Here is a 12,409-nt window from a genome sequence, read left to right as displayed (position 1 = left end):
CCGTTCAAATAACGTAGAACGATTTGTATTTTTTCATCAGCTGTAAATTTAGCCATAGAAAAACTGCACCTCCAATTGTTAGACTGTGTCTAACAATTGGGGTGCAGTTCACTGTTTCATTCAGTTTTACTCTTTTTTCTATTGAATCTAATAATCAAATAGTTTCTTAGAAGTATTAAAAGACGTAAAAAAATGGATTATAAAAATATTAGCTATTAATGAGCGTGTTTTGTAGAGGAAATCATGATTAATCAACACGCCTGACTTCACATATTACTTTTGGTGCCTGATTTTATGAATTCACACCATTCACAAGATTTTCACAGAATTAATGACTATACTAATTAACAGGATGTTCAAATGAAAATGATTATCAATAGCGATTCAATTGAATAAAAATTAATTTCTAATTCAATCTATGGATGTCATCATTTTCGAAATAAATTACACTATAAGGAGTATACATATGAAAAAATCTATGCTTTTAAAATTAGTGAGTATTCTAGCAATTTTTACTTTAATGTTAGTAGCTTGCTCAAATCCAAGTAATGATACTAAAGAGTCAAAAGCTAATAAAGATAATGGTAGTGATAAGACAAAAACGGTTGAAATCACTGATGCTCATGGAACTGTTAAAGTCCCTGTAAACCCAAAGAATGTAGTTGCTTTGGATAACAGAACTTTTGAAACTTTATCTGATTGGGGAATTAAATTAGCGGCTGCTCCAAAGGATATCATGCCTGCAGATTCAGCATATAAAAAGGATGATTCAGTTCAAAACATTGGAAATCACCGTGAACCAAATCTTGAAATTATTGCAGCTGCAAATCCTGAACTTGTAATCGTTGGTCAAAGATTTGCTGGTCATTACGAAGAAATCAAAAAATTAGTACCAAATGCAGCTGTTATTGATCTTAATGTTGATGTATCTGAGAAGGCTACTAAGCCTGGCGAAAACTTAGTAAAAGGACTTAAAGATTCTACAGTTACTTTAGGGAAAATCTTTGATAAAGATAAAGAAGCTAAAAAATTAGTAGCTGATTTTGATAAATCTATTGAAAACGCAAAATCTGCTTATAACGGAAAAGATAAAGTTATGAGTGTTATCGTTACTGGTGGGAATATCGGTTTTGCTGCGCCGCACTCTGGTCGTGTTTGGGGACCAATGTATGAAATTTTCGGTTGGACTCCAGCATTAGAAGTTTCAAATTCTACTGCAGGTCATAAAGGTGACGACGTTTCTGTTGAAGCTATTGCACAAACAAATCCTGATTGGATTTTCGTATTAGATCGTGATGCTGCAACATCTGATGCAGCCACTTCAGCTCCAGCTAAGGATGTTATTTCTAAATCACCTGCTCTTCAAAACACAACTGCTGTTTCTAAAAACCAGGTTATTTATGCACCAGAAGATACTTACACAAATGAATCAATTCAAACTTATATAGAGTTATTTGGAAATATTTCAAAAACTTTAGCTAAGTAGTGTAAAGGAGTACGAAGCAGTGTCAAAAAATATAATTTCTAGGGTTGAGAATATTTCTCAACCCCAGTTTTATAATCACAATAAATTATGGACAAAACCTTTTATAATAGCGATTATAGTTGTTCTAATTTTAGGGATTATATCACTGTTTACTGGAGTTTATGATATACGTGGACAAGAGGACGGAATGGAGATGTTTTTCATCACTCGTGTTCCAAGAACAGTTGCATTAATGCTTACTGGAGCTGCAATGGCGATGGCAGGGCTCGTAATGCAACTCATTACACAGAATCGCTTTGTTGAACCTACTACAACAGGGACTATTGAATGGTCAGGCTTAGGCCTGCTTTTTGTGTATTTACTATTTCCTGCCCCAACTTTAGTTCAAAGAATGACTGGTGCAATCATTTTTTCTTTTATAGGAACTATGATTTTTTTTCTATTTTTAAGAAGAGTTAAGCTTCGTTCGTCTTTAATTGTCCCGATTATTGGATTGATGCTTGGAGCAGTTATTTCTGCAGTGTCTACTTTTTTGGGACTCCTTTTTCAAAAGACGCAAAGTATTGAAACTTGGTTCGTAGGTTCATTTGCGAACGTTCAGGTAGGAAGATATGAATATTTATGGCTGATTGTTATCATTACTTTTCTTATTTTTATGTATGCTAATAGATTGACTTTAGCTGGACTAGGAGAAGATGTCGCAACAAGCCTTGGAGTTAATTACAATAGAATTGTTCTTTTTGGGACTGCTCTTATATCTGTTGCAGTTGGAATTGTTGCAGCTGTTATTGGACACTTACCTTTCTTAGGATTAATTGTGCCAAATATCGTTTCAATGTTTAGAGGTGATGATCTTAGGAGTAATTTACCTTGGGTTTGTGTGATCGGAATGGGGTCAATAACTGCCTGTGACATCATTTCTCGAACAATTATACAGCCTTTTGAATTACCTGTTTCTTTAATACTTGCAACAGTGGGAGCAGTCGTGTTTATTACTATTTTATTGAGACAAAGAAAACCAAGGAGGCTACGATGATCACATTAGAATATAGAAAAAAAGAAAATGTCGAAATCGATTCTAGCCTTCATAATGAAAGTAGATCAGCTAGCGCTTTTCGGTCTAAGAAGGAAGCAAGACGTTATTGGATTTTACTGATTACATTGATTGCTTTAGGTCTCCTTTCTTCATATGGACTTTTAGTTTATAACAATCCAGTTCCGATAGATTCACCTTCTTTTATCCCAGTCGTTAAGAGAAGGATAGTAGCTATTGTTGCAATGATTATCGCTGCAGTTTGCCATAGCTTGTCGACAGTTGCTTTCCAATCTATTACGAATAATAAAATTATTACTCCATCGCTTTTAGGTTTCGAATCACTTTATTCAGCAATTCAAACGAGTACAATATTCTTCTTTGGTGCTAGTGCATTAATAAATTTTAATGGAATTGGATCATTTTTATTCCAAGTTGTTGTTATGGTCTTCATGAGTTTGATACTTTATGGATGGTTACTTTCCGGTAAATACGGGAATTTACAACTTATGCTTTTAGTTGGAATTATTATTGGTACCGGGCTAAATTCAGTGTCAACTTTCATGAGAAAACTACTTGCGCCTTCAGAATTTGATATTTTACAAGCAAGATTATTTGGTTCTGTTAATCATGCAGATCCTGCATATTTTCCTATTGTAATTCCTATGATCATAATTGTAGCAGTATTAATTTTGGTTCATTCTAAGAATTTGAATGTTTTGTCACTAGGAAAAGATGTTGCTACTTCTTTTGGTGTTAAATATCAACCTAGTGTAATTTATACGCTTGTATTAGTAGCTATTTTGATGTCCATTTCAACAGCTCTAATTGGACCACTTACTTTCTACGGCTTTTTAGTAGCAACTTTGAGTTATCAGGCAGCGTCAACTTATGATCATAGATACATTTTTCCGATGGCTTTTGCTATAGGATTTTTAATAATGACGAGTGCATACTTTTTAATGTATCATGTATTCCATGCTCAAGGTGTAGTTTCAGTTATTATTGAATTATTTGGTGGAATCATATTCTTAACTATAGTTTTAAGGAAGAGGGCTTTATGATAAAAATTGATAATGTTAAAAAGTTCTATACTGATAAGGTGAAGATAGGACCTTTGGATATTGAAATACCAAAAGCAGGCTTTACTTCTTTAATTGGACCAAATGGCGCTGGAAAGTCTACGACACTTTTGATGATTGGAAGACTTTTAGATATGGATGAAGGTCAAATTCAGGTAGCAAATATGGATGTTTCTGAATCCAAATCAAAAGACTTAGCAAAAATTTTGACTATATTGCGACAAGAAAATCATTTTGTAACTAGGCTTACTGTTAGACAATTAGTTGGATTTGGGCGCTTTCCTTATTCAAAGGGAAGATTGACTAAAGAAGATGAGGTTATCATTTCTAAATATATCGATTTCTTAGATTTAACTAGTTTAGAGAATAGATATTTAGATGAGCTTTCTGGTGGTCAAAGACAAAGGGCATATGTAGCGATGGTATTGTGCCAAGAGACGGAATATGTACTTTTGGACGAACCTTTGAACAACCTTGATGTTGCTCGTTCTGTTCAAATGATGGAGCATTTGAGACGTGCAGCTAATGAATTTGGACGAACAATTTTGACTGTCATGCATGACATAAATTTTGCGGCTAAATACTCTGATAAAATTTGTGCTATGAAAGATGGACAAATTGCTGCTTTTGGAACAGTAGAAGAGGTTATGGATCCAACACTTTTGACAGATATTTTTGAAACAAAAATAGAAATTATTAATGGTCCTTATGGGCCAATAGCAGTTTATTAGTTATAAAATGTCTTGCGTAGATTATGCAAGACACTCTAGTTGAAGTTGCTGTCTATATTTTATAGGCAGCAACTTTTTTTATGTGATTACTCATAAAATGTAAAAGAATGCTTCACCTTTTCAAGTATGTACCAAACGAAAAAAATATCTCTGTATAACTTTTTAAAAGAATTCAGTTTGTTTTTGATATGTAATATTGCATATCAGAGTGTATTGATAAAAGTGTAAGGTGTCACTATAATGAGGGCATAAAGATAAACCACATTATCGTAGCAAGAAAAAGGAGGAAATAATATGGAAATCGCAATGGCAGTTTTAAAATTTGTAGGTGGCGTAATCCCGTTAATTCAAGAACTTTTAAAAGCATTTATGTAAGTTTATTAATTAGCTATCATTTATCAATCATTATCATATTTTACTAAAAAAAGAACGGGGTGATTTTTCTGAATATTAAGAAAAACACTAAAAGAAGAAAGTTCCTTGCATGTTTATTAGTTAGTTTATGCACTATTAATTATTCATCTATTTCCTTCGCAGAAACACAAGCAAGTAATGTAACTGATGTAACTAAAAATGCTAGTGGCATTGATACTGGTATAGCAAATCTTAAATATAATAATCAAGAGGTTTTAGCTGTAAATGGTGATAAAGTAGAGAGTTTTGTTCCGAAAGAAAGTATCAATTCAAATGGTAAATTTGTAGTAGTGGAACGCGAGAAAAAATCACTTACAACGTCACCGGTCGATATTTCAATTATTGATTCTGTAGTGAATCGCACGTATCCAGGAGCTGTACAACTTGCAAATAAAGCTTTTGCAGACAATCAACCGAGTTTATTAGTGGCTAAGAGAAAGCCTTTGAATATTAGTATAGACTTACCTGGCATGAGAAAAGAAAATACAATCACTGTTCAAAATCCGACATATGGTAATGTAGCTGGAGCAGTAGACGATTTAGTATCTACTTGGAATGAAAAGTATTCTACAACACATACGTTACCTGCAAGAATGCAGTATACAGAATCTATGGTTTATAGTAAATCACAAATAGCAAGTGCTCTTAATGTTAACGCTAAATATCTTGATAACAGTCTAAACATTGATTTTAATGCGGTTGCAAATGGAGAGAAGAAAGTGATGGTAGCGGCATATAAGCAAATATTTTATACGGTAAGTGCTGAACTACCTAACAATCCATCCGATCTTTTTGATAATAGTGTTACTTTTGACGAGTTAACTCGTAAAGGTGTAAGTAATTCGGCTCCACCTGTTATGGTTTCAAATGTAGCTTATGGTAGAACCGTTTATGTAAAATTAGAAACAACATCTAAGAGTAAAGATGTACAAGCTGCTTTTAAAGCCTTACTTAAGAATAACAGCGTCGAAACGAGTGGACAGTATAAAGATATTTTTGAAGAAAGTACCTTTACTGCTGTAGTATTAGGCGGAGATGCGAAAGAGCATAACAAGGTTGTTACTAAAGATTTCAATGAAATCCGAAATATCATTAAAGATAATGCTGAATTAAGTCTTAAAAATCCAGCATATCCAATTTCATATACAAGCACTTTCTTAAAAGATAATGCAACTGCCGCTGTTCATAACAATACAGATTATATTGAGACGACAACTACAGAATATTCAAGTGCTAAAATGACACTTGATCATTACGGTGCTTACGTTGCTCAATTTGATGTATCTTGGGATGAATTCACATTTGACCAAAAGGGTAACGAAGTACTAACACATAAAACATGGGATGGTAGCGGAAAAGACAAAACGGCTCATTACTCTACAGTTATCCCTCTTCCACCGAACTCAAAAAATATAAAAATTGTAGCAAGAGAATGTACAGGTCTTGCATGGGAATGGTGGAGAACAATTATTAATGAACAAAACGTTCCATTAACAAATGAAATAAAAGTTTCAATTGGAGGAACAACATTATATCCAACTGCTAGTATTAGTCATTAGTTATAAAAAAAGCGCCCTATAAGTAGGGCGCTTTTTACTCTTTCCAAAATTGTTCTAATAGAATGACAAGCATGGTACCCACAAGTAAGCCATTACTTAAAACATATTGTAAGGAAGAAGGAACTCCGCTAAATGCACTTTCTGGAAGAAACAATATTCCCAAACTGATTAATAATGAAATTCCTAATATAGTTAATCGGCGTTGATTTAAATCTTCACGTAAAATGGATTGAAATGAAATGCCTATTACTTGGACAAATGTAGCTAAAAGTGCAGCATTAGCAATAGGTCCTGGTAGCAAGGATATAAAGTTTACAATTGAGGGAATAAAAGAAATTCCTGCTAATATAAGACTTGCTATAAGGAACGACTTCACTTTTCTTTGTCCTGTTAGTTGGATAAATCCTGCTGATGCAGGTAATGGTACAATTCCAATTGTAGAGAACAACGACGAGATAATATGTGATATACCTCCGACCCATACACCACGGTTCAGTGTTTGCTTTTCATTTTCTTTAGATAATGGAGCCACTTGTTTTACAGCCGAAATAGCAGCGATTGTATTTGCAACTAAAAGAAATGTAAATAAAGTTGCAGTTAGAGTCATTCCAATATCGAATCTAGGTGTGCCCCAAGCAAATATCTCTGGTAACTTAACTAGCGTTGTATGCGAAGGGATATGAGATGATTTTCCTAATACTGCATACAAAAGCCAACCACATGAAATTCCAAGTAACACAGCGTAACTTTTCATCCATCCTTTCCCTTTAATTGATAAGAAAGTAATAAGGGCAAAAACAAAGAGAGCAATAGTAGCTGTTGTATAGTCAGGATGGGTTGCAGATCCTTGTAATCCTATCATTCCTTTTAGTAACACACCACTAAGCTGAAGAGATAATATTAAAAGAAAGGTTCCTGTAACCAAGGGTGTAAATAAGCGTAAGATTCGATGAACAAGCCCTGTTATACCAAGAAAGAAGAGTAATATACCTGCAATAATTAATCCGCCTTCTAAAAGTTGCAATACGTCTTTTGCACTTTGTCCCTGATGCATAGCGACTTGTCCCAATATGACAAATATACTTACCCATGAACCGGCTGGCCCGTCCGCAATGGGGTAACGATGCCCAAACCACGCTTGTAGAAACGAACTTACTCCCACGACTAAAAAAGTTCGCTGCATTAATGTTGAGACATCCTCTATTGGTAAATGGAATATGCCACCAATAATGATAGGTAACGCAATTGCATTTGCTAATAGAAACACAAACCATTGTAGAATACTAAAACTCGTATCAAAGTGTTTTTTATTCATATTATTCTCCTTTGCCGAAAAAGAATCTCATAGTAAAAATCCATCCTTTCTACACAGTTAGATTAAAAAGGATGGATTTATTAAATCTATAAAATTATTTTAATTATATAGATAGATTTTTAATTAATTACCATGTACGGAATGGTAAGAATTTCCCATTAAGTGTAATCACGATACGAGGATCGCCACCTTTTGGATCTTCTTGTGTATCCACACCTAGGTTGAAGTTAATCGCACTCATTACACCTTCGCCGGCTTTTTCTAAGATTAACTCTCTAATAGTTGGTGCATATTGTAACATCATTTCATATAAACGATATGCAATCGGGTCCGTAGGAGGCATTTCCATCACTTGGCCGCGAAGTGGAACTACTGTTAATGCTTGAACTACTTTTTCATCTAATTCTAATAGTTTACCAATTTTTTCTGCTTCTGGACGTGTCATTGTAGCTTGTCCTAATAACGCTGTTACAACCCAAGTCTCAGAGTGTTCACTTACTTTTGCAATTTCTTCCCAAGTTAACCCTTTTTCAATTTTTGCCGCTAAAATTTTTTGCGTAGCTTCTTGTCTATTCATATCTAATACTTGTTTTTTCATATCTCATAACTTCCCTTCATATACGTGATAATTATTATTTTGTTTTACTATTTAACGCTTTATATCCATCAACCACTACATCTAATTTACCTGTGTGAGGGTCAATAACTAAACCATGTACAGGAACATCTTTTGGGATAAGTGGATGATTTCTTACTAAATCAACATTAGCTTGCGTTGAGTCGCAAACATCATCGAATCCGAATAACCATTTTTCAAGGTCAATACCAGCATATTCAATCGCTGATAAAATTTCTGATGAAGCTACTCCGCGATCTAATATTTTTTGAAGTGTTCCTTTTGGATTCGTTTGGCTCGCGCCACATCTATGGTGTCCAATAAGGAAGATTTCATCTGCATTTAAATCGTATACTGATGCTACAACACTTTGCATAACACTATCGAAAGCAGAAGCAATTTTACCACCTGCATTTCTGATAACCTTTGCATCACCATCGTGTATATCTAAAGCTTTTGGAAGTAGCTCAATTAAACGAGCATCCATGCAAGAAACAACAACCATACGTTTTTTAGGCATTTTTGTCGCTTCACGAGGAGCGTATTCCTTATTTTCTACAAAATGTTCATTGAACGATAGAATTTCTTGTAATAACATATTTGTAACCTCCTTTAAATCTAGATGTATTTTTTTGTTGTGTCCTCTGTGTTATAAGTAAATATAGCTGATAAATAATGTGATGTAAGAGGATAAACTAAGTATAGTGAATTGTATCGATAAGCAGAATAAGTTGGCGAAACACTTTCGGGCTTTCTACTTTCACGGTGAAAGGATTGGTTTATATCATTGATCAAACAGATTTTGAGATACTGAAATTATTAGGAGAAAACTCAAGAATACAATGGAAAGAACTTGGCCAAAAAATACATATGACGGGGCAAGCTGTAGGAAATCGAATTCGAAGATTAGAGGATTTAGGGATTATTGAACAGTATACAATTGCAATAAACCGAATCAAATTAGGACAAGTAGTGACTGCATTTGTTACTTTGTTCGTAACAACAGCTAATCACCAAGAGTTTATGAATTTCTTTCAAGGAGAAGAAGGGATTTCTGAAGTACATCGTATAAGTGGTGAGGGGTGTTATTTATTAAAAACACATTTTGCTTCCAACGAAGACTTAGATAACTTTCTAGGACGACTATTAAAATACGGGAACTATCGTGTTAACTTATCAATAGGAAAGTTGAAATAAGGTTTCTTTTCTTTGGAGGAGATAGTAACGTTATTTGCTAAACTTTATTTGTATAGAGATAATGAAGTCGTTTAATGTTTATCTTAAATAGTCAGAGCCTTACTACAATTTATGTGTAGTAAGGCTTTTTAAAGTTGTTATATTCAACAATTAAGCTGAAGTGTTGAGGGGGGATATGAGACGATTTCTTTCAAGAGAATCATAAATGATTTTGTCTTAAGAAAGATCTTGCAACTCAGTACAGGATCTTTAATTAAACGTTTTTAAAAGCTAAATTGTGGTTTCATATCCCCTTTATAAGGTTCATGTTCAACGAATATAGTTATATCCTTACCAGCTTGGTCTTTACCAGTTCTTTTATACGTAAATTTATTCTTATTTAGTTCAGTAAGTTCAAGAGCAACACCATATTTATTATTTCCAATTGAAACATGGGCTCTTATTTTATTTTCATGTACAACATCGAAGTAGCCATAATCACCGCGGCTTTGACCTGTTTCGCTATTGAAGAACTCATATTTATTAGATTTGTCATCAAATTTTGCTAGACTTATAAAATTCGAATTAAATTGTGTTACATCGTTACCAGCTTCGTCTAATACCTTTGTTCCGTGCCAAAGGGTACCGCCTAAAATTTTATCTCCATCAACATTTTTAACAATATCTCCTGTAGTCGTGTTCAGCTGCTTGTCCGGATCAGTGAAAGAAAGTTCTTTTTCTTTATATGGAACATGTTCAACGAAAACTTCTACATCTTTACCGTTAGCGTCTTTCCCCATTCGTTTATAAGTAAATACATTTTTATTTAGTTTTGTCATGTCAACGACAGCTTGATACTTCATTGATTCTGAAATTAATATTCTCTTCTTCCCATCATTTGTGACAAAGAAAGTTCCTTTATCGCCACGACTTGCACCTGTTTTAGCATCAAAAAATTCATATCTGCCTGACTTCGCATCATATTTTGCAAGACCAATGAAGTTTGCATTCTCTTTTGTTAAGTCATTCTTATCTTTGTCATACACTCGTGTACCTTGCCAATTTGTCTTGCTAAGAATATTAGCCATTTTTTGCCCTTTAGTTAATTTATTTTCCTTTTTTGTTTCTTTAGCAACTTGTTCTTGTTTTTGTTTACTATGATTTTCTTCAGCTTTAGTACCAGCACACCCTGTTAATGCTAATGTGAATCCGAGCAGTACGGATGATAGTGCTTTTGTTTTTTTGTTCATGTTTTATCGTCTCCTTATTTTAGTACGGTTTGCGATTATAGTAGCAGTGCGTCATATATGAACTTAGTTGCTACGTTTCTTATGTTAATACCCGACTATAAACTGCCTCTAAATAAAACATTAAAAAAAGATAAACTAATTCCTAAAAAATGTTCATATTTATAAAAAATCGCTAGCTTGTTGTAGTGCCTACGAGTAATCCAACAAATACATTGTAATGAAAAAGGAAAGTCGTTAACAATAATGTAATTCCTAATGGAGCCAATCGATTGTATTGCAAAATTTTCGAGCTAAACTGTAGGGGAAATGAAGATTTTATAGAATTCGTTTCGTATAGGAAGGGGATGTCCATGTTTGATTCAACAGATTTTAAGATTATACAATTACTACAAGAAAACGCTAGAATGAACTGGAAGGAAATTGGGGAGATAGTACATTTGACTGGTCAGGCTGTCGGGAAACGAATTCATAAATTAGAAGAGGCAGGTGTCATTCAAAAATATACGATAAATATCAACAGGGCTAAGCTAGAAGGATCTATTATGACCTTTGTTACACTATTTTTGCATGCACCGCACTATCATAATCAAATTCAAAACTTTTTTGAAAAAACGGACGTAATTACTGAAATGTATCGTATAAGCGGCGATGGGTGCTATGTCATGACTCTTCACACATCTTCGCATCAGCAATTAGAAGAGACTCTTGCAGATGTTTTACATTATGGTGATTATCGTATAAATACGGTCATTAAGACAATGGAAAAAAAGAAAGAATAAGATATTTATCCTTTCTTTTTTTTGAACTGTAATTTTTTATTTGCTCTTGTTTATAAAACAGTTTGCTGACATGACTGTTGCATAAATATCACCAAACTCTAATGCACTCATGAACGATTGATGAGCGTGTACTGCGGGGATTAGATTTCCTTGAAATTCTAAATCTTTTGTTGTACAAGCATCTTCAATTACAATACATTGAAATCCGAAGTCACTGGCAGCGCGTACTGTTGCATCAATACATACATGAGTCATCATACCGCAAATGACTAGTTGATCTATTTTTTCTGTCTTTAATGTTTCTAATAAATTTGTTCTTAAAAAACTGTTAGGATGATGTTTTTGAATGACTCTTTCGTTAGCAATCGGTTGTACATCATCATAAATTTGAACACCTACTGTATCGGGTAAGAAGAAAGTAGCCCCTTCGTTGTTCGCAATATGTTGTACGTGAATAACTGTTTTATGCTTTTCGCGAAATACTCTCAAAACTTCTTTCGCTTTTTGTGCGGCTTTTTCAGGTTGATGTAATTCCATATTGCCACCTTCAAAGTAATCATTTTGTATGTCGACTAATAGTAACGCTTCGTTCATAGTTAATCCCCCCACATATATTTGTACAGTACGTTGTTTGTACTGTACCGTTATTATATAAAGTGTAGGTATGCGGAAGTAATAGCGTTATGAAACGATTTTAACGTATATAGTTTCATTGTGAAAAAGGTGAAAGTTGGTATAGGCACAAATGGATTTTGTGGAATTCACGGCAAAGTTATAGGTAGAGTGGCGTTGTAGGATAAAAACCATAACTTTGCTGGAGGATCGGGTTATGGTTTTTTTTATGAGGAAATGCGATTTTAAGTTTTTGCTGAAGATGTTTTTCTAGGATATGCTGTGAGTGATTGAAGTGAGGTAGTGTCGGATATTGTCGACCGATCGATATATTAGAAAAATCGTTGATATATTGT

At 33.9% G+C, this 12,409-nt stretch carries 13 protein-coding genes; 7 read left to right on the top strand and 6 right to left on the bottom strand.

Annotation, left to right across the window (positions count from 1 at the left end; translation table 11 throughout):
• The first annotated feature begins 466 nt into the window (after positions 1–466).
• The 5 genes from MR160_RS30525 (at position 467) to alo (ending at position 6,305) form a co-directional block, all read left to right on the top strand.
• Positions 467–1,486 carry a siderophore ABC transporter substrate-binding protein gene (locus MR160_RS30525; protein ID WP_000749440.1) on the top strand — a complete coding sequence of 340 codons (1,020 nt, stop codon included), beginning with the start codon at positions 467–469 and terminating at the stop codon, positions 1,484–1,486.
• A gap of 19 nt (positions 1,487–1,505) precedes the next feature.
• Positions 1,506–2,522 carry an ABC transporter permease gene (locus tag MR160_RS30520; RefSeq protein WP_000041823.1) on the top strand — a complete coding sequence of 339 codons (1,017 nt, stop codon included), beginning with the start codon at positions 1,506–1,508 and terminating at the stop codon, positions 2,520–2,522.
• Positions 2,519–3,583 carry an iron chelate uptake ABC transporter family permease subunit gene (locus tag MR160_RS30515; protein WP_016078160.1) on the top strand — a complete coding sequence of 355 codons (1,065 nt, stop codon included), beginning with the start codon at positions 2,519–2,521 and terminating at the stop codon, positions 3,581–3,583. The genes MR160_RS30520 and MR160_RS30515 overlap by 4 nt, the downstream gene beginning before the upstream one ends.
• A complete protein-coding gene (locus MR160_RS30510) occupies positions 3,580–4,332 on the top strand; it encodes an iron ABC transporter ATP-binding protein (RefSeq protein WP_000590056.1) in 753 nt (250 codons plus the stop codon). The genes MR160_RS30515 and MR160_RS30510 overlap by 4 nt, the downstream gene beginning before the upstream one ends.
• A 434-nt stretch (positions 4,333–4,766) precedes the next feature.
• Entirely contained in the window at positions 4,767–6,305 is a 1,539-nt protein-coding gene (alo, locus tag MR160_RS30505; RefSeq protein ID WP_000576735.1) for an anthrolysin O/cereolysin O family cholesterol-dependent cytolysin Alo, read from the top strand.
• Between the two features lie 34 nt (positions 6,306–6,339).
• On the opposite strand, the gene MR160_RS30500 is transcribed toward alo, so the two are convergent.
• From MR160_RS30500 to MR160_RS30490, 3 genes are all read right to left on the bottom strand, one after another.
• Complete coding sequence (locus MR160_RS30500) at positions 6,340–7,620, bottom strand: purine/pyrimidine permease (protein WP_001034722.1); 1,281 nt, start codon at positions 7,618–7,620, stop codon at positions 6,340–6,342.
• Between the two features lie 127 nt (positions 7,621–7,747).
• Positions 7,748–8,197, bottom strand: coding sequence for a cyanase (gene cynS / locus MR160_RS30495; protein ID WP_041488180.1), 450 nt, complete (start codon positions 8,195–8,197; stop codon positions 7,748–7,750).
• 55 nt (positions 8,198–8,252) lie between these two features.
• A complete protein-coding gene (locus MR160_RS30490) occupies positions 8,253–8,834 on the bottom strand; it encodes a beta-class carbonic anhydrase (protein ID WP_000926482.1) in 582 nt (193 codons plus the stop codon).
• Positions 8,835–9,001: 167 nt separating this feature from the next.
• On the opposite strand from MR160_RS30490, the gene MR160_RS30485 reads away from it, so the two are divergent.
• Positions 9,002–9,433, top strand: coding sequence for an Lrp/AsnC family transcriptional regulator (locus tag MR160_RS30485; protein ID WP_002008929.1), 432 nt, complete (start codon positions 9,002–9,004; stop codon positions 9,431–9,433).
• A gap of 263 nt (positions 9,434–9,696) precedes the next feature.
• Here the strand turns inward: MR160_RS30485 and MR160_RS30480 are convergent, their stop codons facing one another.
• Positions 9,697–10,662 (bottom strand): DUF4822 domain-containing protein, encoded by a 966-nt coding sequence (locus MR160_RS30480; RefSeq protein WP_098832784.1) that lies wholly within the window; start codon positions 10,660–10,662, stop codon positions 9,697–9,699.
• Between the two features lie 350 nt (positions 10,663–11,012).
• On the opposite strand from MR160_RS30480, the gene MR160_RS30475 reads away from it, so the two are divergent.
• The gene (locus tag MR160_RS30475) at positions 11,013–11,441 is read left to right on the top strand and encodes an Lrp/AsnC family transcriptional regulator (RefSeq protein WP_223266666.1); all 429 of its coding nucleotides are present in this window, start codon (positions 11,013–11,015) and stop codon (positions 11,439–11,441) included.
• A gap of 36 nt (positions 11,442–11,477) precedes the next feature.
• Here the strand turns inward: MR160_RS30475 and MR160_RS30470 are convergent, their stop codons facing one another.
• Complete coding sequence (locus tag MR160_RS30470) at positions 11,478–12,035, bottom strand: cysteine hydrolase family protein (protein ID WP_001001093.1); 558 nt, start codon at positions 12,033–12,035, stop codon at positions 11,478–11,480.
• Positions 12,036–12,213: 178 nt separating this feature from the next.
• A partial coding sequence (locus MR160_RS30465; RefSeq protein WP_242298973.1) for a hypothetical protein occupies positions 12,214–12,409 on the bottom strand: 196 nt, incomplete at its 5' end.

The sequence above is a fragment of the Bacillus cereus group sp. BfR-BA-01382 genome (assembly GCF_022663475.1).
Lineage (GTDB): Bacteria > Bacillota > Bacilli > Bacillales > Bacillaceae_G > Bacillus_A > Bacillus_A thuringiensis_S.
The sequence above is the reverse complement of the archived record's forward strand: the minus strand, read 5'-3'. Positions and strand labels throughout refer to the sequence as shown.